18 protein-coding genes and 2 pseudogenes are annotated in these 20,506 nt (G+C 59.3%); 17 read left to right on the top strand and 3 right to left on the bottom strand.

Features of this window, described 5'->3' with window-relative positions:
* Positions 1-10: 10 nt before the first annotated feature.
* From JJE66_RS35225 to JJE66_RS39050, 3 genes and pseudogenes are all read left to right on the top strand, one after another.
* The gene (locus JJE66_RS35225) at positions 11-250 is read left to right on the top strand and encodes a hypothetical protein (RefSeq protein ID WP_200520405.1); all 240 of its coding nucleotides are present in this window, start codon (positions 11-13) and stop codon (positions 248-250) included.
* Positions 251-556: 306 nt separating this feature from the next.
* A pseudogene (locus JJE66_RS35220) lies at positions 557-988 on the top strand (sigma-54-dependent Fis family transcriptional regulator); the annotation flags it as partial.
* Between the two features lie 193 nt (positions 989-1,181).
* A pseudogene (locus tag JJE66_RS39050) lies at positions 1,182-1,361 on the top strand (hypothetical protein); the annotation flags it as partial.
* Positions 1,362-1,571: 210 nt separating this feature from the next.
* On the opposite strand, the gene JJE66_RS35210 reads toward JJE66_RS39050, so the two are convergent.
* Positions 1,572-1,868: a type II toxin-antitoxin system RelE/ParE family toxin gene (locus JJE66_RS35210; protein WP_200520377.1), complete on the bottom strand. Its 297-nt coding sequence runs from the start codon at positions 1,866-1,868 to the stop codon at positions 1,572-1,574.
* Positions 1,865-2,173 carry a type II toxin-antitoxin system RelB/DinJ family antitoxin gene (locus JJE66_RS35205; RefSeq protein ID WP_200520376.1) on the bottom strand — a complete coding sequence of 103 codons (309 nt, stop codon included), beginning with the start codon at positions 2,171-2,173 and terminating at the stop codon, positions 1,865-1,867. The genes JJE66_RS35210 and JJE66_RS35205 overlap by 4 nt, the downstream gene beginning before the upstream one ends.
* A 130-nt stretch (positions 2,174-2,303) precedes the next feature.
* Here JJE66_RS35205 and JJE66_RS35200 point away from each other — a divergent pair, with 130 nt between their 5' ends.
* Both JJE66_RS35200 and JJE66_RS35195 read left to right on the top strand, forming a co-directional pair.
* On the top strand, positions 2,304-2,957 hold the full coding sequence (locus tag JJE66_RS35200) for a DUF433 domain-containing protein (protein ID WP_246756796.1): 654 nt from the start codon (positions 2,304-2,306) through the stop codon (positions 2,955-2,957).
* Between the two features lie 493 nt (positions 2,958-3,450).
* A complete protein-coding gene (locus JJE66_RS35195) occupies positions 3,451-3,906 on the top strand; it encodes a hypothetical protein (RefSeq protein WP_246756794.1) in 456 nt (151 codons plus the stop codon).
* A gap of 739 nt (positions 3,907-4,645) precedes the next feature.
* Here JJE66_RS35195 and JJE66_RS35190 read toward each other — a convergent pair.
* A complete protein-coding gene (locus JJE66_RS35190; RefSeq protein ID WP_200520375.1) occupies positions 4,646-5,686 on the bottom strand; it encodes a D-cysteine desulfhydrase family protein in 1,041 nt (346 codons plus the stop codon).
* Between the two features lie 251 nt (positions 5,687-5,937).
* Here JJE66_RS35190 and JJE66_RS35185 point away from each other — a divergent pair, with 251 nt between their 5' ends.
* The 12 genes from JJE66_RS35185 (at position 5,938) to JJE66_RS35130 (ending at position 20,499) form a co-directional block, all read left to right on the top strand.
* Complete coding sequence (locus tag JJE66_RS35185) at positions 5,938-6,765, top strand: DeoR/GlpR family DNA-binding transcription regulator (RefSeq protein ID WP_200520374.1); 828 nt, start codon at positions 5,938-5,940, stop codon at positions 6,763-6,765.
* Between the two features lie 108 nt (positions 6,766-6,873).
* Complete coding sequence (locus JJE66_RS35180; RefSeq protein ID WP_200520373.1) at positions 6,874-8,427, top strand: ABC transporter substrate-binding protein; 1,554 nt, start codon at positions 6,874-6,876, stop codon at positions 8,425-8,427.
* Position 8,428: 1 nt separating this feature from the next.
* Entirely contained in the window at positions 8,429-10,108 is a 1,680-nt protein-coding gene (locus JJE66_RS35175) for an ABC transporter ATP-binding protein (RefSeq protein ID WP_200520372.1), read from the top strand.
* A 2-nt stretch (positions 10,109-10,110) separates the two neighbouring features.
* The gene (locus tag JJE66_RS35170; protein WP_200520371.1) at positions 10,111-11,031 is read left to right on the top strand and encodes an ABC transporter permease; all 921 of its coding nucleotides are present in this window, start codon (positions 10,111-10,113) and stop codon (positions 11,029-11,031) included.
* The gene (locus JJE66_RS35165; protein WP_311980242.1) at positions 11,028-11,870 is read left to right on the top strand and encodes an ABC transporter permease; all 843 of its coding nucleotides are present in this window, start codon (positions 11,028-11,030) and stop codon (positions 11,868-11,870) included. The genes JJE66_RS35170 and JJE66_RS35165 overlap by 4 nt, the downstream gene beginning before the upstream one ends.
* Before the next feature lie 135 nt (positions 11,871-12,005).
* Entirely contained in the window at positions 12,006-13,406 is a 1,401-nt protein-coding gene (locus JJE66_RS35160; RefSeq protein WP_200520370.1) for a hypothetical protein, read from the top strand.
* A gap of 197 nt (positions 13,407-13,603) precedes the next feature.
* Entirely contained in the window at positions 13,604-15,097 is a 1,494-nt protein-coding gene (locus JJE66_RS35155; protein ID WP_200520369.1) for a replicative DNA helicase, read from the top strand.
* Positions 15,098-15,225: 128 nt separating this feature from the next.
* The gene (locus tag JJE66_RS35150) at positions 15,226-15,579 is read left to right on the top strand and encodes a hypothetical protein (RefSeq protein ID WP_200520368.1); all 354 of its coding nucleotides are present in this window, start codon (positions 15,226-15,228) and stop codon (positions 15,577-15,579) included.
* Positions 15,580-16,590: 1,011 nt separating this feature from the next.
* The gene (locus tag JJE66_RS35145) at positions 16,591-17,541 is read left to right on the top strand and encodes a sulfonate ABC transporter substrate-binding protein (protein WP_200520367.1); all 951 of its coding nucleotides are present in this window, start codon (positions 16,591-16,593) and stop codon (positions 17,539-17,541) included.
* A 38-nt stretch (positions 17,542-17,579) separates the two neighbouring features.
* Complete coding sequence (locus tag JJE66_RS35140) at positions 17,580-18,533, top strand: sulfonate ABC transporter substrate-binding protein (protein ID WP_200520366.1); 954 nt, start codon at positions 17,580-17,582, stop codon at positions 18,531-18,533.
* Positions 18,530-19,696, top strand: a complete 1,167-nt coding sequence (ssuD, locus tag JJE66_RS35135; RefSeq protein WP_200520365.1) for an FMNH2-dependent alkanesulfonate monooxygenase — start codon at positions 18,530-18,532, stop codon at positions 19,694-19,696. The genes JJE66_RS35140 and ssuD overlap by 4 nt, the downstream gene beginning before the upstream one ends.
* On the top strand, positions 19,693-20,499 hold the full coding sequence (locus tag JJE66_RS35130) for an ABC transporter permease subunit (RefSeq protein WP_200520364.1): 807 nt from the start codon (positions 19,693-19,695) through the stop codon (positions 20,497-20,499). Before ssuD ends, JJE66_RS35130 begins: the two co-directional genes overlap by 4 nt.
* The last annotated feature ends 7 nt before the right edge of the window (positions 20,500-20,506 follow it).

The raw sequence follows: 20,506 nt of genomic DNA, 5'->3' as shown, positions 1-20,506 counted from the left end.
GGGACGCCAAATGCAGATCCGTACAGTGGTCGATGGACCTTTGGCGCTGCGAATGCGACGGCTCGATGCGGCTCGCGAAGGGGCTACGGGTCGGCAGATCCTGACGCTGCCGCTTCTCGCCGCACGGCTTGCCCGGCGGCTTTATTGCGCCGGCGTCGCAAGAAATCTTTTGCGAGATGCCCAGCCCAATGTATTGCTTCATGGCAGTTGCTCCGAATCGGTTATTTGCGTGAGCTCGACCATGCCGTGATCATTTTGTTGCACGAGCCCCAGCCGCAATTACGTCATCGTGTGCAATTTTGGGGCGCGATTGATTGCTCGATATTAGAAGTGATGCTCCGGGCGCACCGCGCGATGCTCTATTTGGACTTGACCTATGGCAGGTACTCAACAACCATACGTAGATTGGCTGAGGAACAACCGCCTGGTGGCGCGCTGGTGGAAGATAAGCCTCGGCGTCACCTTGGAACGCACGTAATGACTGCAAAGCATATTGTGCATTGAATAGAGGGACTCGCGTCGTGGACGATGCGAATAGACGTTAGAGGATAGTAGCATGCGGCTTCTCATTATCGGTTCGTTGAAGGGCCTGCTCACGATGGCCACCAAGATCGCCATGGACAATGGCACGACTGTCACCCGCGTCGAGAATCATGAACTGGCGATGCGGGTGTTGCGTGGCGGCAAGGGCTTTGACCTACTCTTGGTCGACGTCGGGCTCGACATCCGCAAGCTCGCAATGCGACTGGAAGCCGAGCACATTCATGTGCCGATCGTCGCCTGCGGCATCACTAACGCCGCCAGCGCCTCGGTCGCGGCGATCCATGCCGGAGCGAAGGAATATATCCCGCTGCCGCCGGATCCGGAACTGATCGCGGCAATTCTCGTAGCGGTGGCCGACGATGCCCGCAACCTCATCCACTGGGACGACGTGAACGCGCGGGTGATCAAGCTTGCCCAGCAGATCGCCGCCTCCAGTGATGCGAGTGAAAATATCCTATCCTAGTCTTACTGTGTCATAAGTCGCTTGGCGGCGCGCGGCTTTTCACGAGTGCGGTACAGCAAGGACACCGTTGCAGGCGACTGAGGAGCGCAACGCGCAGCATCGTCGCACCGTTGCGATCGAGTTTGGGATATGACGTTCGGTCCTGGCATCGGCGGCCGGTAACAATGGCAAAGATTTGTCGCAGGACCGAAGCGTTGATCCTCGCCTGCATCGCCTATTACAACCAATCAATCACAGCGAATTGTCATCCTTCTTCGGCAAGGAGGTCAGCAGGGATACCATCGGGCGTCTGCGGGGCTTAGACTTCATCGACGCGGGGCCGCGGAGCCCGCAGCCCGGCGCGCCCTACACCTACGTGACGACCAAGGCGTTCCTGTCGCACTTCGGCCTTCAGACGCTGCGCGATCTTCCGGACATGGACATGCTCGAGGACGCCGGCCTGCTCAGCAAGGACAAATGCTGGCCGGGGAGTTTCCGGACCCCTTGCCGGCAGACGACGATGATGGTGACAACGACGATGACGAAGAAGCTGCAGATCGGACCGAGACAGGCTACTGACGGAGCCTCAATCGTCATTGGTAAGTTCGTCGGGCCACATCTGCGCGCCGTGAAGCACGCGCAAGACGCGAACGATATCACCGTCAACCAGGTAGGCTGCGACATAAGGGGTGCGCGGGATGACCAACTCGCACGTGCCGGCGACGCGCCCGGGCCGGCCGCTGTCAGGAAAGTCCAGCAAGCGCCGCGCGGCGTCGGCAATCCGTTCATCGACATGAACCGCGGCACGGGGATTCTCGGCCTCGATGTAGCTGAAGATGCCGTCGCGATCGGACAGCGCGAAGCGCGACCAGACGAGCTTCACCGCTTAGGCTCCGCCGCTTTTCGAAGCGCAGCGGCACGGCGTTGTGCAAAATGCGCTTCGATCTCGGAATTATCGAGATCGGGCCGGGTGTCCCCCAGCGCCTCGCGTACCTTCGCACGGAACCAGCTATCGTAAGCTTGGCTGTTGCTCACGAGCTCCAGCGGAAGCATCCCTTCGTTGGCCGTGCGTGTCAGCAGAATCCGCACGGCGTCCGATACCGTAAGACCCATATTTTCCAGAACTGCGGTGGCCTTTTCCTTTACGTCCGCATCGATGCGCGTTTGGACCAGGGCATTCGAAGCCATAGCGCGACCTCCTTCATTCGCGGTTAATGTAATGCATTTGAATGACATGCACCAGAGAGATCATGGTCCCCATGTCCTCTACGCTGTGCCTTGTCACCTCCTAATTCATCCTTAGATTGGGGATGAATTATTGACGAAGCTCCGCATGTCTTCCGCCCAAGTCCTGACACTCACGGAAGCAGGTTACGTGCTGAAACGGTCGGCGGCTGCGCTCAACAAGGCTATCGATACCGGCGTCGTTCGCGCACGTCAGCGACGCGCCGGAAGCGGAGTTCAGCGCCTCCTCGGCCCTACGGAGATGCGCTACCTGCTGGTCGCCGACGGATTGGAAAGAGATCTTACCCCCGCGGGTCGGCGTCGCCTCTATGAGGCGATCCGGCAGCTCTCCTTCGACGCGCACCGAGTTGCGTTCGGCGAATTGGTCCTGGATCTCGGCAAGATCGACGCCGACCTCAAGAGCCGTCTTCATCGTCTCGACGAACTGCGCCGACGGGTGCAAGTCGGAACTGGTCGTAACGAACCGATCATTAAAGGCACCAAAATTCCTGTCTACATGGTGGCGGCCCTGGCCCGTGGCCAATCGGTCCAGGAGATTGTCGACGATTTTCCGTTGCTGACGCGCGATCAGGTTGAGGCCGCGATCGAATATGCCAAGGCGTATCCAAAGCGAGGACGCCCTTATCCTCCGAGGAGCCTGAAGCGGGCCCTGGCAGAGCTAGCCGACCTCGGCGCCTTCGATGAAGAAGCCGAGGCGGGCGAGGTTGCGCCGCGCCTGATTCCGTGACCGCGTATTTGATCGACGAGAACGTGCTTCGCGAGTTTGGTGCGCGGGCAACGCGAACGTGCGCAAGTGACTTACAACGGTCGACGATTCCGACCTCCGTCTGAGCGCGGCTACACTCTTCGAAAAACGGCGCGGCGCCGAGATGTTGAAGCGACGCGAACCGAAAAGGGCAGCAGACTTGCTCAAGGCGATCACTGCAATCGAGAAAGCGTATGCGGACCGGATCATTCCGATAGACGCTAGCGTCGTTGGGGAATGGACCCGAATGCTTGGGTCGAAGAACAAGGATCGGTGGGATATGGCTGCGGGCAGGCGAGGAGATGGACAGAGAGTGGCAGATACGATCGGGTGGCGCGTTAGAATAAGTTATCTGCCAGAGCGGTGAATGAGAGAACGAACGGCTAATTCGTGGGTCCCCCACAGCGGCTCCTACGGTTTGCATTATTCACATGTCCAGCGTATTCGGCGCAGGCCCTGATGCCGCCATGTACTGATGAAACTGGTGCTCTCTCCCCCTGGAGAGATTATTATGGCAAAGCCCTCTCAAATCGTCCTCACGCCATTCCTTCGTCCTCGCGATGAAGGCGCTGATGAGCAACAGATGTACGTGGCAGGATTCGTTGACGAGGAGGACGAGCCGTGGGGTACGCTGATCCCACTGGAGGCGGAGGTGGTCGAACAAGCCGTTATGGGGCATCAGACCTTCCGGGCTTGGTGCAACTCGGACGGCCGCATCCAACCGCAACCTAATAGCTACGGGCTATTTGAATACCTACTGGAGAAGGGTCAATTGACGGAAACGCCTCTCGACGAACTGGTTACCAAGGCCATCGAAGAGGGCAGGAATGAACCTAATGATGACGTCCTCGACATGTTCGAGACGATGCATGAACGGCTTTTACGCGCCGCGCAGGCAGTCGCTGACGAGATTGCGCGGCGCAGGCGATGAAATCCACGGTCTGAACTGGAAGGCGTGCGTACAAACGAAATCGCCAGATTCCTGAGAACGCTTACCGTCCGCTGTCGTAGTACGGGCGGACGGCGCATCGGAGTTTCAAGAGCTCACGGCAAAGAATTCGGACAATCTCAGTCAAATTTCGCATTTGAAGCACCGCCATACTGGAGGGCCCTTATCACTTTGCGGCGAAGTCAATGTCATCGAATTCTTGCAGCGTGGACAGATCGGACACGAGTCCGACCGAAGCACGTTATTGGTTCGCTGCGCAGCCAAGTCCGTGTTGATCTAGGTGGGAAGGTCGGGCGATAGCGACGAAACTGGTTCATTTGGCGGAGTTGAGCCGCTTGGCGTATGTTCCGCTAACCGTTCCGCCAATTCGATAATCTCGTTCTGTCTGATCACACTCTTTCATGCGGCGAAACGCCCCTTATCAGTCCCTGCGATTTCCAGCATGCCGGATGAACTGTCATGGTTCATGCGCCGACCTTCCCACTCTACGCAGCTTCTCTAGTCAATTCCGCCAATGATTGCAACGGCGATACGACATGACTACAGGTTGCCAGAGGTTTCTCTGTTTACGGTGCGCCACGCAGGCTGCGCAATTGCGCGCAAACCCAATCAACCTGGCCGGCCGGGCCGTTCAAATTTGCAGTCGACGACTTTGCCTGCAGCGTGAGAGCCTGCATGTACGTGAAGTCAGAACCGAAAGGGACATCGAAAGTCGTGGAGATCAGCTGTTGAAGGCTGGATGATTGGCGTAGGCGAATAGGCCGGGAGTACCGCCGGTATGTAAGAACACCGTAACCTCGCCTCGCGACATCGCACCTTTCTTCACAAGCCCGCAAAGGCCTGCGAACGACTTTCCGGTATATACGGGGTCCAGGATAATCCCGTCCGCTTTCGCGATGATTTGCATCGCTTGGCGGGTTGCATCGCCTGGAACGCCGTAGCCGCCGTCGACGTAGTCCCCTACGCTCAATATCTCTTCTTCGCTAACCGCTAGATCTACGCCTAGGAACGCTTCGATGTCGTTCAAAAGAGTTTTGACCTTGCCCCGCTTGTTGGACGGTTCGCCATGTGAGATGCCCCAGACCTTGACGTCTTTTCCAAGCAATCTGAATCCTGCAATCAAGCCCGCCTGAGTTCCGGCGCTCCCGTTTGCGGTCACGACGTTCTCAATCGATAAGCCCAGCGCTGAGGCCTGAAACCACATTTCGGCTGCGCAATGGATGTAGCCCAGACTTCCGGAAGGCGTAGATGCTCCGCTCGGAATGAAGAGCGGGTTTCGTCCTTCGTTTCGCAGGCGTGTCAAAACCTGGTCGAGCGCCGTCGCGTGCCCGGCGGTATCGGTCCGGATGATCTCCGGACCCAGCAATCTGTTCAACAGGATATTGCCGGACCCCTCGTAGTTTGGATCATGGCTGTCCGGCCTACGATCTTCGAGAACCAGCACCGAACGCAATCCGCATCGCGCAGCGGCCGCGGCTGTCTGGCGCGCATGGTTCGACTGGATGGCCCCCACGGTGACCAGCGTGTCGTGCTGCGGCTCAAGATGTTCTCCGAGAAAGAATTCTAGCTTCCGAACCTTGTTCCCGCCACCGGCCAGTCCTGTGAGATCATCGCGCTTAATAAGAAGATTCGGCAGGCGCAAGTAGTCACTTGCTCCGGCGAGAGGCTCCAAGGGAGTTCCGAGGCCTCCCAGAGGAAGCCGGCGGATTTCCTTCCTGCCTAGTCTCGCGAAGGACCGGCTGCGGTTCAACAGATCGTCCATCGACCAGATTTCGATTGCCGGAATCCGTCTCCTAGATAGGCGCATCGCTTGTGCATCGCTCGTTTTCGCCCTGCCGTCCGTACAGAACAGGCGCGCCTGAGGTTTTGACCTGCGATACACCGCCGTCCCGCGGTTTGGCAATATATTGTGTTGTGTTGCCTTTTTGCTTTGCTTTCGGACATTAGGCAACATTGTCACACAGACTTCAAGGAGTGCTGCTACGTGTCCGCCATCAAGCCTAAGGACCTGCAATGGCTCCAAATACGAAGAACGGGCTGCGCGGCGAAGAGAAAGGCGGCCTTCTGGCACCTCAGCGTCAACAGCGGATCGGCGAACATGTCACTCAACGTGGCGATGCTAGAATCACAGACCTCGCCCAGATATTCGCAGTCACCGAAGAGACGGTAAGACGAGATCTCAAGCAGCTCGAGGCGGCAGGCGTCGTTCGCCGAGTTCATGGCGGGGCGATCCGGGGAACACCAGCTTACGATACGTCATTATCCCATCGCATGACCGACGCCGCGGAAGTGAAGGACCGTATCGCCGCGGCCGCTCTGCCATTGATCGGGAAAACCCGGACGGTTTTTATTGACGAAGGTTCGTTGACCGTCCGTGTCGCCAAACTGCTCGTTGGGCAGCCGGAACTTCACATCCTGACCAACATGCCGGCTGTCGCGGAAGCCGCGTCCGCCGGCCCTCACGAAATCGAATTGACTGGCGGCATTCTTCATCGTCGTGATCAGTTCCTACGAGGCGAGGCGCCGCTACAGGAAATACGAAACCGGCTTTTCGATCTGACGATTATGGGCACGTCGGGTTTCGATCTCGAAACCGGGATGCTGGCCAATGAATCCTATACCGCGCAGCTCCGCCGTCTACTGGTCTCACGCTCGCGTCGCGTCATGGTGCTCGCGCGCAGCAGCAATTTCGGCCGGAATGCGTCGTGGTGCGTCGCGCCATTCTCTTCGATTCACACCATCGTGACTGACGAGGACCCGCCGAAGACCTTCGCGGAGGTGCTTTCGGCTTCGGGCGTCCATGTCGAAGTCGCGCGCTGCCCGATGCTGGAAGATGTCTAGCCTAGGCCGGTCATCTTTCTTCAGTGCCCACAGCAGAATTGACCCCCTAGCGCAAACCCCCGGAAGCAGTCCGCCGGGCAGATGAACCTTGTCCAAGAAGGAAGAACTATGCCGATCACTCTCAACCGTCGCAGTCTGCTGCAGGCTTCTGCAGCAGCCGGACTCTTTGCGGTCTATGGCGCCCAGGCTCAAGGCGCTAGCACGGGATTGTCCGATCTGACGATCGCCGTCACGAGCCTTCCGGTAAGTCTCGATCCGATGGGAGCGAATTCGAACGACAGCGAGCGTGTATCGCAGAACCTCATCGAAAATCTGATTTTCTACGACTTCGGTACCAAACAGCTGAAGCCGGGTCTCGCCTCCTCCTGGCGTCGCTTGAACGATCTCACCCTGGAGCTTGATCTCCGCCAGGACGTGAAGTGCCACGATGGTAGTCAGTTCACGGCAGAGGACGTTGAATTCATGTTGGGGGCCGTGCGTTACGGTTCGGCCGACGCCCAGGGACCCGGCTACACGACTGCCGTATCCTTTCTGGGCACGATCGCCTCCGTGAAAGCGGTCGAGCGCTTCAAGGTTCGGATCACCACCAAGAGCACCGATCCCCTGCTCGAGCTGCGCCTTGCAAGTTGGATGGGTCAGATTCCGAGTGCTTCCGGCTTCCGAAAGGCGGAGAACTGGGAGAAGTGGGGTCTCTCCGTCGTGGGCACCGGCCCTTACCGCATCGCGGACGTACGTCCGGGCCAGTTCATCCGTTTCGAAGCATTCGATGGCTATTGGGGCGAGAAGCCTTCGATCAAATCCTTCACGCTGAAGCTGACCCCCGAGGCAGCAGCGCGTACCGCGGGCCTGCGGACAGGCGAATTCGATATCGTTACGGAACTTGCTCCGGACCAATTCAAGGCGCTGGCGGGCGATGCAAACACCGAAGTTGTCGGCGGTCCGATCCGCAACATTCGCGCTCTGGTTTACAACAGCCAGCACTCGGTCCTGAAGGATGCCCGCATTCGGCGCGCTCTAAATCTGGCGATCGACAGGCAAATCATCGTCGATACTCTCTTCGATGGTAAGGTGACCGTGCCCAACGGCCTTCAGATGCAGGCCTTCGGCAACATGTATGTCAGCGAGCACAAGGCGACGCCCTTCGATCCCGACGCCGCCAAGAAGCTCCTGAAGGAGGCCGGCTACGACGGAGGCGAAATCGCCTACCGCTATCTCAAGGACTACTACACGAACGAGGTCACAACTGCCCAAGTCCTTCAGCAGATGTGGAAGGCAGTCGGGCTCAACGTCAAGCTCAGCTTGGTGGAATCGACCGAACAGGTTCTGGCTGCTGGACAAGGCATCAGCAACATCTCCAACGCAGCCTACTATCCGGATCCGCTGGGCCAGATCTTCCGCCTCTACGGCAAGGGCGGTCTGATCCCAAGCCGTAAGCAGTGGAGCAATGCCGAGTTCGACAAGGTCGGTGAGGATCTTCTCAGCCTCGACCACGCCAAGCGCCGTGCCGCCTCCGCCCGCCTTCTCGATATATACGAACAGGACCCGCCAGGCACCTACCTCCACACGCTTCCCATGTTCTACGGCAAGCGCCGGAAGATCAAATGGACCCCAAACGACACGGCGTTCATGGATCTTCGCGCAGGCAACCTCCAAGCTGGTTGATATGATCGTCGCTGGCGATATCCTGCCTGAGCACAAACTCCTTGAGATCCGCAACCTGCGGGTCTCTTTTCCAACGAAGGAAGGAGAGATCGTAGCTCTCGACGGAATCGATCTCGACATCGGTGCCGGCGAGGTGGTCGCTCTGGTCGGCGAAAGCGGCAGCGGGAAGTCGACGTGCGGCCTGTCGATTCTCGGGCTGCTCGACAAGCGAGTGGCGGCCACCGGGTCGATCAAATTTGGCGATGTCGAACTGCTCGACGACAATGGGGCTAGCCAGGCTGCGCTGCGCGGCCGAAAGATCTCGATGATCTTTCAAGAGCCGACAGGTGCGCTCAATCCGGTGCGCACCATCGGAAGCCAGCTCCGCGAGATGATCAGCTATCATACCGGCACGTCGAAGGGCACCGCGCAGGATAGGGCGATCGGGATGCTCGAAAAGGTGCAGGTTGCGGACGCCGCGGGACGCATGAACTGCTATCCGCACGAGATGTCAGGCGGGCTCAATCAGCGGATTGTCACCGGCATGATGCTTCTGCACGGTCCCCGACTTCTGGTCGCCGATGAGCCGACAACTGCGCTCGACGTGTCCACACAAGCCGAGGTCCTGGCTCTTCTGACGAAGCTCAGGGACGAACAGGGACTTGCGATTCTCTTCGTGACGCATGATCTGGCGGTTGTCTCGATGATCGCCGATCGCGTCGCGGTGATGCAGCACGGGCGGATAGTCGAAACCGGCCCGACATCCGAAGTCCTTACCAATCCAAAACACCTGTATACGAAAGCTCTGGTCGAGGCGCGGCTGGAATGGACCACGCCTCCCGCGACCTTCGTCACCATCAGCGAGGATCCGATCCTTAGCGTCGCTTCGCTGAGAAAATCTTATGCGAGGAGCTCGGGGATGTTTGGATCGCGGCTTCGACGGCCGGTTCTCTCGGACATCAGCTTCTTCATCAAATCCGGTGAGGCGTTCGGCCTTGTCGGAGAAAGCGGATCTGGAAAATCGACCTTGGCGCGTATCGTGGCCGGCCTGGAGCATCCTGATTCCGGCCTCGTAACCTATGGGACTGCGATCGATCAAGCTACCAGAAGAGCGCTGCATCGATGCGTCCAATACGTGTTTCAGGACCCTGCCGGTGCGTTGGACCGGCGCCTTCGCATAAAGGACCAGCTTCGCGAACCTTTGGATATTCATAACATTGGCGTCCGAAGGGAGCGGGCTCGAAAATGCCTGGAAATGCTCGAGCTGGTTGAATTGGACCGCTCTTTCGCCGATCGTCTTCCGCATGAGCTGTCCGGCGGGCAGCGTCAGCGCGTTGTTCTGGCACGCGCTTTGATGCTGCAACCGCGCTTGTTGATCTGCGACGAACCCGTCTCCGCTCTTGACGCTTCCACCCAGCGGCAGATCCTGAAGCTTTTGCACGGCCTGCGGGAGCGTCTAGGTCTGTCACTGCTGTTCGTCAGCCACGACCTGACGCAGGTCAGGTACCTATGCGACCGGGTCGCCGTCCTCAAGAAGGGGGAGATGGTCGAAGTCGGCGAATGTCGGCAAGTCCTTGAGGACCCGCAGCATCCCTACACCAGGATGCTCGTCTCATCCATTCCCCGCCGTCATGAGTCCCGTTCAGAGGAGCCGCTGGCCCCCAGAGACGGCACATCGCTTCCTGCAGCCATACAGGTCTGAAGATGGCTATGGTTTTCCTTCGGCGACTTGCGCGCGCCGCCATAACAATCCTGCTCCTGATGACGTTCGCCTTCATCGTGCTTCGTACGTCCGGCAGCGGCGCCAGCGCCATGCTGGGGGCGGAAGCCGACCCGGCCGCCATCGCGGCCTTCAACACGAGGTGGGGCCTAGAGAAGCCGCTTTTCGAACAATACATCACCTTCATAACTGCCCTGCTTCATGGCGACTTCGGGCAGTCTTTCATTGGACGGCGTCCAGCTCTGGAAGCGGTGCTGGAGCGGGTTCCGGCAACCCTGTCTCTGATGGGATCCGGACTGCTCGTCGCAGTCTTTCTGGGGCTGGCGCTAGGCGTCTTCACCGCCCACCGACGCGGCACTGCGGTAGACAGAGTGACAACCTTCGTCGCCCTGGCCGGCTACTGCGTGCCGTCATTCATTATCGCAATCTTCCTGATCCTGGCTCTCAGCGTCGAGTTCGGGTGGCTGCCAACGACGGGCAACAACACGGCGCTTCACTACATCCTGCCGATCACGACTGTCGCGGTTGGGGAGTTCGCGGTTTTTGTGCGGTTCGCCCGCACGTCCATGCTCGAAATAATGAACCAGCCCTACATGCGCGCGGCCCTCGCCAAAGGCTTGAGCCCTAGCGCAACGGTCTGGCGGCATGCCTTGCCCAATATGGCGGTGCCGATGGTGACGCTGATCGGTCTTGCAATTGGCTCTCTATTCGTCGGCGCAACAATCACGGAAAACGTCTTCGCTTGGCCGGGCATGGGTCAATTGCTCGTTCAAGCGGTCACGATGCGAGATGCCGCGGTCGTCCAGACTATCATGGTGCTGGTCGGGATCTCCATGGTCACAGTCAACATCACGGTCGACCTGCTCTACGCTTGGCTCGATCCGCGGATTGGACCTCTAGAGTGACAAATCGAGCAACCAATTTTTCGAAACCGGCCATTGCCGCTGCTCTATTTCTCGGCGGGATCGTTCTCATGGCTCTGATTGGGCCGGAGCTATCCACGATCAGCAACGAGACGATGGATCTGCGAGCCCGTCTGGTTCCACCTGTTCTATTGGGAGGATCGCTGTCTCATCCGTTCGGCACTGACGACCTGGGCAGGGACGTGCTCGTCCGTCTGCTTTATTCGATCCGCGTGACGATGGCGGTGGCCTTCCTTGCCACCGGTTTCGGCGCGACGATAGGCATTGTCATCGGGCTTTTGGCCGCGCATTTTCGCGGTGCGGTCGATGACCTGCTGGTCATCCTAATCGATCTTCAGGCGGCCGTTCCTTACCTGCTGATGGTCCTGGCTTTGATCACGGTCTTCGAGAACAGCATGATGATGTTCGTCATGGTCCTGGGTCTGCATGGTTGGGAACGCTATGCCCGTCTCGCGCGAGGCGTGGCGCTTTCCTTGCAGAACCAGGGGTTTGCTATCGCGGTGAAGGGCCTGGGAGCGGGGCCGTTTCGGATCTACGGAAGGCACCTGTTGCCGAACATGGCGGGGGTGCTAATTACCAACTGTACCCTAGCGCTCCCGCAAGTAGTTCTTCTGGAGAGTTCTCTCTCCTTCCTTGGAGTAGGCATCCAGGCCCCCGAGACCAGCTTGGGCAGCATGGTCGGCTTCGGTCGTGACTATTTGACGACGGCATGGTGGATAGCGGTCATACCGGCCTTGGTAATTTTTACGATCTCGCTTGCCGTGACGGTGATTGGCGAGGAAATGAGGGAAAAACTTGATCCAGCGGTCAATCGAAACTAATCCCTGATCCCGAGCGACCTGTCCGCCCGATACCGGCTAGGATAGACAATCGTAGATTGATGATGCCTCAGGCTGTTATGGTGGAGCTAATGGAGCAGTGAGTTTCATAGCATTGCAAAAAGGAGGTGATCGCGCATGGCAATAGCACCTGTTTCCGGAGACGAAATCTCCAAGGCAATGGAGCGTTTCGACAAGGAACTTCGGGCCACTCCACCTTGGACGGGTTGGGAAAACAATCAGGCGCACAGGTACGGCATCGAGCGGGACGGGAGGCTCTATCCGGCTAAGCAAATCATTTCGATGGCTACCGGCGCTCCCTCATCGAGTTTTGGCGGCGGTGCTGAGGCAAATAAGTACCTACAGGACCGCGGCTTCCAAATCGTTCCGCTGCGAGGTTCAGATCAGTCGGGTGTGTTCCTTCTGCAGGGTGAAGATTCGCTCCTTCCTATGCTGCCGGCCTCCTTTGCAAAGGAGGATGATTTTCAACGGCTGCTGTCCCGATTTCCTCAGCTTCTTGTTGGTGATCAGGTCAACCCGCAAAGTCCACGACGATGGGCGCTGGTGCGTCGAGAGGTCCCCATTTCCACTGGTGAGCTCGGAGCGTCCCAATGGTCAATTGATCATGTCTTTCTGGACCAGGAAGGCATTCCGACTCTTGTAGAGATCAAGCGCCAGAGCGATAGCCGCATTAGGCGCGAGGTCGTAGGCCAGATGCTCGACTATGCAGCCAACTGTCTCACCTACTGGTCGGTTGAGACACTCCGCTCGGGATTGGAGAGGAGTTGTAAGGAAGCCGGGCAAACCGTGGAGGCAGTACTAGTCGAACTCATAGGGCCAGAAGGAGACTTCGAAGAATTCTGGCAGCGAGTCAAAACGAACCTCCAAGCGAAGCGAATCCGGTTACTCTTCGTGGCCGATATCATCCCCCTTGAGCTCAGGCGGATCGTCGAATTCCTCAACGAGCAGATGGACCCTGCAGAGGTGCTGGCAATCGAGCTCCGGCAGTTTGAAAGCGATGAGCTTAAGGTGCTGGTGCCGAGAGTGTACGGCCAAACGCAGGAAGCGGCTACCAAGCGTGGCGGCGTAGGTCAACGCTGGGATGAAATCCGGCTCTTTGACAAGCTGGAGGCTACCGTTGGCGCGAAAGAGTTTCAAGTCGCGAAGCAAATCTACGAGTGGATGCGAAAGGACGGTACGCGCAGCATCATCTTCGGCACCGGCAAGGAGAACGGCTCGGTCTACCCCGCTTTCAAGCCAAATGGAGTGGGCATCAATCCTGCGTATTTGTCGTCCGATGGCAAACTCTGGATCCAATTTGGCTCTCTGGAGAACAAGCCTGTCTTTGGACCGATAGAGGCGCGCCGCGAGCTAATGCGGCGCTTCAACGAAATCGAAGGTGTTCGCTTAACTGAGGCGGACCTAGCCAAATATCCGAGCATTTCCCTCAGCACAATCGCAGGCGACCCACATGGCTTAACGAAAGTCGTCGCTGCGCTCACCTGGATGGCACAACAGATTGAGCTGCTGCCGGTTTGATGGACACCAAAATTAGGTATTTCATGAAGCCGGAGATGCCGTACGATTCGTGGCTCTGTGCAAGACCTGTTTTAGTTTAACTTGGTAAAGACGCCGCTGGCCATCCCGCGCGCGGCGACGGTAAACTCTACAGCACAAATTTGATTCTTGTTGATGCAAAACGTTGGCGACCAATCGGGTCGCCACAAAGGTCAAAAATGGCGAAGGCGGCGGCCCAGCGCGACCCGATGTCCGTGATGTCGGGTCGTACCATGCCGCACAATATTGAAGCCGAGCAAGCCTTGCTCGGCGCGATCCTCGTCAACAACGAGGCGTTCTATCGCGTATCGGACTTTCTTCGATCGGATCATTTCTTTGAACCGCTGCATCGTGCGATCTTCGACGTCATGGCGGGGTTGATTGAGACGAACAAGGTTGCGAGCCCCATTACGCTGAAGACCTTTCTGCCGCCCGATCTTGATGTGGCCGGACTGTCGCTGCCTCAATATCTGGCACGACTAGCGGCCGAAGCGACGACTGTGCTCAATGCCGTCGACTACGGACGCGCCATCTGCGATCTGGCGATGCGGCGCGAGTTGATCAACATTGCCGACGATATTCGCAATGCCGCGTTTGATTCTGCCGTCGATTGCCCGCCACGCGAACAGGTTGAAGACGCGGAACAGCGGCTCTACGAGGTCGCGGAAACAAGCCGGTTCGGCAGCGGGTTCGAGACGTTTGACGCGGCGCTCACGCAAGCGATCGACAAGGCAGCGCTCGCCTATCAGCGCGATGGAAAGCTCTCAGGCCTTCCAACTGGTCTTAAAGATCTCGACGCCAAGATGGGAGGCCTCCAGCCGTCCGATCTCATCATCATCGCCGGACGGCCCGGCATGGGCAAGACGTCGCTCGCTACGAATATCGCGTTCAACGTGGCGCGAGCCTACGAAGCACCGCGGGAAGGCAGTAGTTCCACGCCGGAGATGTCGGGCGGCATTGTCGCCTTCTTCTCGCTCGAGATGTCCTCCGAGCAACTCGCGACGCGTGTCATCGCCGAGCAGTCGAAGATCTCGTCTTCGAGCATCAGGCGCGGCGATATCTCTGAGAATGACTTCGACGCGCTCGTGCAACGCCGGCAAGAGATTCGCCGTATCCCACTGTACATCGATTCTACCGGCGGCTTGACCATCGGCCAGGTGGCGGCGCGCGCCCGTCGGTTGAAACGACAGCGTGGCCTCCACTTAATCGTTGTCGATTATATTCAGCTCATGCAAGGCACGTCCCATCGGGTTGCACCGAACCGCGTGCGGGAGGTGACGGAGATTACGGTTGGCCTGAAGGCCCTCGCCAAGGAGCTCAACGTGCCAATCGTCGCCTTGTCGCAATTGTCGCGGCAGGTCGAGAATCGGGAAGAGAAGCGTCCGCAACTATCGGACCTGCGGGAGTCCGGCTCGATCGAACAAGATGCCGACGTCGTGCTCTTTGTCTTCCGCGATGAGTACTACCTGAAAGGTCAGGAACCGCCGGCCGGGACGGCTGCTCGCATCGCATGGGCGGCGGAGCTCGAGGCCTCCCGCGGGAAGGCCGAGATTATTATTGGGAAGCAGCGCCACGGACCGACTGGCACTGTCATTCTGTCATTCCAAGGTGAATTCACGCGATTTTCTGATCTCGCCGCTGCGCACCCGCTTCCTTATCACCCATCGCCTTGAAGTCAGCACCCATCGGCCGAATGCACCGCGTTTGGGTTGGTTTTGTCAATTTCTGAAGTGATCGTCTCGACGCCGAGTGGCTCAACAATGCCAACTTGTTTATAGTTGTTGGATCCTCAGAGGTGACGATGACCATGGAAACGCTCACGATCCCAATCGTTCGAACGTCTGCAAGCGACGGAATTGCGCCTGTCGAACTCATCGAAGGAATGTCGACAGTTAGCGCTTCGCGCTCCACGCGCGCGGTCATCAAAGCCTACAAGGCGGCGGCCGGCGTGACGAGCAATCTCAGGTTCCCTCTTGTCGCCGACTGCCCGGTTAATCCCGTCACGCTGGGGCGCGCGATGCGCAAGGTCTGGAAGGCCGCTTTGAACGGGGTCGAAAAGGGTGGCTCCATACTGGTCGAACTGAGACCCAAAAAGGAGATGCAGGTTGTCGAAATCATTGCATCGCCTGCCGCGACAGTACGCCAAGCCGAGTGAATATTACGATGCCATCAACTTCCGAGCTTATGACTCTTGAATTGGCGCGACGACCAACTAGAACCCCTGGGCATTTGGGAGGTCACGGCGCAGAGCTTGCCGGGATTTGATCCGCTAGCTGGAGGCGTATCGCGGAAGAGGTGGTGGTTACCTTATCGGCAGCCGCGACGCTGAGGACATTCTCGTCGACGAGCGGGAGGAATCGGCTGACGGAGTTGCCGCTGCGCCGAAAGAATTCGGACACGGTCAATTCTCGCACTTGACGCATCGCCACATTGGCGGGCCCTTATCACTTCGCGGTGAAGTTAAGGTCATCGCGTTCTTGCAGCGTGAGCAGACCGGACACGAGTCCGACCGAAGCACATTATCGGCTCGTTGCGCGGCCTGGTCTCCCCCTCTATCCGGAAGGCGCCGACGTTCAGTCCCTCGATGCTGTCCTCATGATGAACGACGAAGCGCTGATGCGGCTCGAGGACCTGGCTTGGTGCCCATATTCTCAATCGAGTCGAGACGAACGGCCGCGCCGGTCCGAACAGGGATCCGGTACGGACTCCCTTCAACATCGCCATGAGTTGCCGTCGTTTTGGTCGAGAGAGTTCGCAAAAGATAGACGACGAACAGGCCAATTCCAAACCTCTTGAAGAAATTCAGCGAAAATTGGCAAGGCTCATGCGCAAATCAGCTTCGTTCGAAAATAGATCATCTGCGGCCATGGTCCTTGTGAGAAGATCCTTCAGTCGAAAATTGCTGGCGCGTGGCACGAGCTCGTATTGCTAGAGTTGCATTCGGCCAGAATCCTATGCCTCTCGTCCAATCAGCCGGCTGCTTGACTTGCCGCAGGTCGGAAGAAATCAGCTCCGGATAACGCACGGTCGAAACAAATTGCGCGTGATTGCTCTGTGCGACAGCAATCGCATTGTTATTTTTCTGAGCTGCTCGACACCTCCGATAACCCGCACCATCATTCTCGCAACGTGAATGATGACGGCCGCTCGCGGCTTGGGGTATGGAATGCAGCGTCGGGACTTTCTCAAACTCTCCGTTCGAACTGCGGCAGCCGCCGCGTTCGCCTCGCGCGCGAATGCGCAAGGTGCGGTGAAGGAAATTCGCATCGGCTACCAGAAGACCGGCGTGCTGGTCATCACGCGCCAGCGGGCGGCCCTGGAAAAACATTTCGCTCCGCAAGGCATCGAGGTGAAATGGGTCGAGTTCTCGTCCGGCCCGCCGATGATGGAGGCGATGAATGTCAGCAGCATCGATTATGGCGCGGTGGGCGATTCCCCGCCGGTCTTTGCCCAGGCCGCAGGTGCCGCGATCGTCTATGCCGCCGGCCAGCCCATCACCAACGGCCAGGGCATTCTGGTGTCCGAGGATTCGCCGATCCGCTCCATTGCCGATTTGAAGGGCAAGCGCGTCGGTTTCACCAAGGGCTCCAGCGCCCACAATGTCGTGGTGCAGACGCTGGAGAAGGCGGGCCTGACCTATGCCGACATCACTCCGGTCTATCTGACGCCGCCGGATGCCGGTCCCGCCTTTGCTAGTGGCAGCATCGAGGCCTGGGCGATCTGGGATCCTTATTTCGCGATCGGCGAGACCAGGCAGAACGGCCGCATCCTGATCAATGCACGCGAGGTCACCAGGACCAACTCCTTCTACATCGCCAACCGCGCGTTCGCGAAGAACCACGGCGCGATCCTGCAACAGATCGTCAATGTGACCAGCGCGACCGGTCAATGGGCCGAGCAGCACCGCGACGAGGTTGCCAAGTCGCTGGCAGCGATCACGGGCGTCCCACTGGACATCCAGACCGTCGCGGCAGATCGCGCGAAGTTCGTGATCGGTCCGATCACCGATGACATCGTCGCGACCCAGCAGGGCGTCGCCGATCGCTTCTTTAAGCTCGGCCTGATTCCGAAGCCGATCGTGATCCGCGATATCGTCTGGCGCAATCCGGCAGCCTGATCGTGCCAACCAGTCTCCCCATTTCAAAAGGTCTGAACATGAGGCGCATCATTCAGCGTCTGATCGCGGCGATCGTGCTGTCGATCGGCATCGTCGCGGCTGCGGTCGGCACCTCCTACGGTCAGGACAAGGTGGTCCGCATCGGCTACCAGAAATACGGCAAACTGGTGCTGTTGAAGAGCAAGGGCACGCTGGAGCCGAAGCTCGCGGCGGACGGCTACAAGGTGGTGTGGACGGAATTCCAGTCCGGCCCTCCGCTGCTCGAAGCGCTCAATGTCGGCGCCATCGATTTCGGCAACACCGGCGAAGCCCCGCCAATCTTCGCGCAGGCCGCCGGCGCGCCGATCCGGTATGTCGCCTACGAGCCGCCGGCGCCGAAGGGCGAGGCGATCCTGGTGCCGAAGGAAAGTCCTTTGAAATCGGTCGTCGAGCTCAAAGGCAAGAGGGTCGCGCTCAACAAGGGCTCCAACGTTCACTATCTCCTGGTCAAGGCGCTGGCGAAGGCGGGCGTCAAATATTCGGAAGTTGAGCCTGTGTTCCTGGCGCCTGCCGATGCGCGCGCTGCCTTCGAGCGTGGCGCCGTCGATGCCTGGGTGATCTGGGATCCGTTCCAGGCGGCGGCCGAAGCGGCGACCGGTGCACGCACGCTCGCTGACGGAACCGACATCGTCGCCAACTACCAGTTCTATTTCTCCTCGAAGAAATTCCTCGAAGCCAATCCAAAAATCGTCGACGCCGTGCTCGCCGAGCTGAGCTCGGTCGACGATTGGGCCAAGGGCGACATCCACGCGGTAGCTGAGCAGCTGGCGCCGGCGATCGGACTGTCCGTCGCGGTGGTCGAGGTCGCGCTGAAGCGGCAGGCCTACGGCATCAAGCCAATCACCGATCGCGTGATCGCCGACCAGCAGCAGGTTGCCGACGCGTTCTTCGCGCTCAACCTGATCCCCAAATCCATCAAGATTTCCGACGTGGCACGGAGGCCCGGTTCATGAGCACGAAAAGCAACGCCAACATCCTCTGGTTCCTGCCTACCCACGGTGATGGCCGCTATCTTGGCACTGGCATCGGCGGCCGCGAGGTCAATTTCAACTATCTGCGCCAGATCGCGCAGGCGGCCGATCAGCTCGGCTATTTCGGCGTGCTGTTGCCGACGGGACGGAGTTGCGAGGACTCCTGGGTCGTCGCCTCCTCGGTCGCGCCATTCACGGAGCGGCTGCGCTATCTCGTGGCGGTCCGTCCCGGCTTGCAATCGCCGACCGTGGCGGCGCGCATGACCGCGACGCTCGATCGCATCACCAACGGCCGGCTTCTCGTCAACGTCGTCACCGGCGGCGATCCCGTCGAGAACAAGGGCGACGGCATCTTCCTCGGCCATGACGAGCGCTACGAGGTCACGCGCGAGTTCCTCAACGTCTACAGCGATTTGCTGGCGGGCAAGACCGTCAATGTCGAGGGCAAGCACATCCATATCGAGGACGGCAAGCTCTTGTTCCATCCGGTGCAGTCGCCGCGGCCTCCGCTCTATTTCGGCGGCTCGTCGGATGCCGGCATCGACGTCGCGGTTGACGCCGTCGACAAATATCTCACCTGGGGCGAGCCGCCGGCGCTGGTCGCCGAGAAGGTTGAGAAGGTGAGGGACATCGCCGCCGCGCGTGGCCGAAAGCCCTCCTTCGGCATCCGGCTTCACGTGATCGTCCGAGAAACCAACGAAGAAGCCTGGCGCGCCGCCAACGAGCTGATCAAGCATGTCAGCGACGACACGATTGCCACCGCGCAGAGGAACTTTGCGCGCATGGATTCGGTCGGCCAGCAGCGCATGGCGCAGCTCCATGGCGGCAAGCGCGACAAGCTCGAGATCGCGCCGAATCTGTGGGCCGGTGTCGGCCTGGTGCGCGGCGGTGCCGGCACGGCGCTGGTTGGCGATCCACAGACCGTCGCCGCGCGTATTAGGGAGTATCAGGACATCGGCATCGATACCTTCATCATGTCGGGCTACCCGCATCTGGAGGAAGCCTATCGCTTCGCAGAGCTGGTCTTCCCGCTGCTCTCGCTGCAGCAGCCGAGCAACGTGACCAAGCTGCACTTCAACGGCGGTCCTTTCGGCGAGACGGTCGGCAGCGACTACCGTCCGCAGCATCGGGTGTCGCAATCATGAGCCTCATCGACAGCGTCTCTCTCCCGCGCAACTTCCGCCTGCCCCGCGTCGACGGCCTGGTCCAGTGGATCGTCCCGCTCGCCATCATCGCGATCTGGCAGGTGGCGAGCATCACCGGCTTCGTGCCGGCGCGCGTGCTACCGGCGCCGAGCGATGTCGCGCTGGCGGGCTGGAAGCTGCTGCTGTCTGGCGAGCTCGTTCGCAACATCTGGGTCTCGTTCTGGCGCGCCTCGATCGGCCTCCTGATCGGCGGCAGCATCGGTTTCGTCTTCGGACTTGCCAACGGCCTGTCGCAGCTCTCGGCAAAACTCACCGACACCACGCTGCAGATGGTGCGCAACGTGCCCCATCTGGCGCTGATCCCGCTGGTCATCCTGTGGTTCGGCATCGACGAGAGCGCAAAGCTGTTTCTGGTGGCGCTCGGCGTGTTCTTCCCGATCTATCTGAACACGCTGCACGGCATCCGTACCGTCGATCCGCAGCTGATCGAAATGGGCCGCATCTACGGCATGCGTGACGGCGAACTGTTCCGCCGCGTGATCTTCCCGGGCGCGCTGCCGTCGATCTTCGTCGGCATCCGCTTCGCGCTCGGAATCATGTGGCTGACGCTGATTGTCGCCGAGACCATCGCGGCGTCGTCGGGCCTTGGCTACATGGCGATGCAGGCGCGCGAATTCATGCTGATCGACGTCGTCGTGCTCTCGATCCTGATCTACGCGCTGCTCGGCAAGCTCGCCGACAGTGCCTCCCGCGTGCTGGAGCGCCTGACGCTCTCCTGGCACCCCGCTTTCCAGAAACGTTGAGAGTGAC

Origin of the sequence: Bradyrhizobium diazoefficiens (assembly GCF_016612535.1) — a bacterium.
Taxonomy (GTDB): domain Bacteria; phylum Pseudomonadota; class Alphaproteobacteria; order Rhizobiales; family Xanthobacteraceae; genus Bradyrhizobium; species Bradyrhizobium diazoefficiens_C.
The sequence above is the reverse complement of the archived record's forward strand: the minus strand, read 5'-3'. Positions and strand labels throughout refer to the sequence as shown.

What these genes read in the sequence shown, in the direction of transcription:
- JJE66_RS35225 (WP_200520405.1), top strand. Translation starts at nt 11, where the DNA reads ATGCAGATCCGTACAGTGGTCGATGGACCTTTGGCGCTGCGAATGCGA.
- JJE66_RS35205 (WP_200520376.1), bottom strand. Translation starts at nt 2,173, where the DNA reads ATGGCTTCGAATGCCCTGGTCCAAACGCGCATCGATGCGGACGTAAAG.
- JJE66_RS35195 (WP_246756794.1), top strand. Translation starts at nt 3,451, where the DNA reads ATGAAACTGGTGCTCTCTCCCCCTGGAGAGATTATTATGGCAAAGCCC.
- JJE66_RS35190 (WP_200520375.1), bottom strand. Translation starts at nt 5,686, where the DNA reads ATGGACGATCTGTTGAACCGCAGCCGGTCCTTCGCGAGACTAGGCAGG.
- JJE66_RS35185 (WP_200520374.1), top strand. Translation starts at nt 5,938, where the DNA reads ATGGCTCCAAATACGAAGAACGGGCTGCGCGGCGAAGAGAAAGGCGGC.
- JJE66_RS35180 (WP_200520373.1), top strand. Translation starts at nt 6,874, where the DNA reads ATGCCGATCACTCTCAACCGTCGCAGTCTGCTGCAGGCTTCTGCAGCA.
- JJE66_RS35175 (WP_200520372.1), top strand. Translation starts at nt 8,429, where the DNA reads ATGATCGTCGCTGGCGATATCCTGCCTGAGCACAAACTCCTTGAGATC.
- JJE66_RS35170 (WP_200520371.1), top strand. Translation starts at nt 10,111, where the DNA reads ATGGCTATGGTTTTCCTTCGGCGACTTGCGCGCGCCGCCATAACAATC.
- JJE66_RS35160 (WP_200520370.1), top strand. Translation starts at nt 12,006, where the DNA reads ATGGCAATAGCACCTGTTTCCGGAGACGAAATCTCCAAGGCAATGGAG.
- JJE66_RS35155 (WP_200520369.1), top strand. Translation starts at nt 13,604, where the DNA reads ATGGCGAAGGCGGCGGCCCAGCGCGACCCGATGTCCGTGATGTCGGGT.
- JJE66_RS35150 (WP_200520368.1), top strand. Translation starts at nt 15,226, where the DNA reads ATGACCATGGAAACGCTCACGATCCCAATCGTTCGAACGTCTGCAAGC.
- JJE66_RS35145 (WP_200520367.1), top strand. Translation starts at nt 16,591, where the DNA reads ATGCAGCGTCGGGACTTTCTCAAACTCTCCGTTCGAACTGCGGCAGCC.
- JJE66_RS35140 (WP_200520366.1), top strand. Translation starts at nt 17,580, where the DNA reads ATGAGGCGCATCATTCAGCGTCTGATCGCGGCGATCGTGCTGTCGATC.
- ssuD (WP_200520365.1), top strand. Translation starts at nt 18,530, where the DNA reads ATGAGCACGAAAAGCAACGCCAACATCCTCTGGTTCCTGCCTACCCAC.
- JJE66_RS35130 (WP_200520364.1), top strand. Translation starts at nt 19,693, where the DNA reads ATGAGCCTCATCGACAGCGTCTCTCTCCCGCGCAACTTCCGCCTGCCC.